The organism is Cellulomonas biazotea (genome assembly GCF_004306155.1).
Lineage (GTDB): Bacteria > Actinomycetota > Actinomycetes > Actinomycetales > Cellulomonadaceae > Cellulomonas > Cellulomonas biazotea.
In genome coordinates, this window is sequence record NZ_BIMR01000444.1 from 1 (window position 1) to 821 (window position 821).

Consider the following 821-nt stretch of genomic DNA (forward strand, 5'->3'; position numbering starts at 1 on the left):
CGCCGGCCCGGCGGGGGCCGGGACGGGCGCGGCAGGGGTCAGGCGCGGCAGGGGTCAGGCGCGGCAGGGGTCAGGCGCGGCAGGGGTCAGGCGCGGCAGGGGTCAGGCGCGGGCGGAGCGCAGGCGCAGGCCCAGCAGGTAGAGCTCGCAGCCCAGGCACAGGCCGAACGCGGCGTTGAGGAACGCGGCGACGAGCGCGACGGCCGCGGCGACGGGCACCGCCACGGCCACCCCGGCCAGCACGAGCAGCACGCCCGCGCCCGTGACCAGCAGCCCGACGAGCTGCGCGAACCGCGGCGGCCGCGGGTCCTCCCGCTCGACGACCGGCCCGAGGCGCGGCGCGACGAACCGGCGGAAGACCCCGGCCTGCCACGTCCCGGAGACGCCGCGCGCGACCCCGAGGGCGAAGCCCGCGGCGACGACGGCGAGCAGCGCCAGGGCGACGCCGGGCCACGCGCCCAGCAGCAGCACGCCGACGAGCAGGACCGCGGTGACGCCCGCCCCGAAGCGCGGCCCGCGCACGTCGACGTCGCCCGCGCGAGCGGCTCCGGTCGGGGCGGTCGAGGTGGTGGACGACGGAGTCGTCGTGGTCGTGGGATCGGGCTGGTTCATGACGTCCTCACAGGGGCAGGCGAAGGGGCAGCGGAGGGGCGGGCGGACGGGCCGAGCGGTGCGACGGGCACGCCCTCACGGCGGCGACAGTCAGCACGGGTGACCGCAGGGCGACGCGCACCGCGGTCGGCGCGTGTGGCGCCATGGGCGAGGCGCTCGGGGCGCAGCGGGGGCTGCGCAGGGCCGGGGCCGCCGGGCCGGGCCGGGCG

The 821-nt window shown here is 80.5% G+C and carries 1 protein-coding gene; it reads right to left on the minus strand.

The genetic code is table 11. The features are described 5' to 3' along the window. Positions 1-102: 102 nt before the first annotated feature. Entirely contained in the window at positions 103-612 is a 510-nt protein-coding gene (locus tag CBZ_RS19970; protein WP_130783177.1) for a DUF4395 domain-containing protein, read from the minus strand. Between the last annotated feature and the right edge of the window lie 209 nt (positions 613-821).

Bases quoted from the DNA above. Each gene is read 5' to 3' on its own strand.
- CBZ_RS19970 (WP_130783177.1), bottom strand. From the start codon at position 612: ATGAACCAGCCCGATCCCACGACCACGACGACTCCGTCGTCCACCACC.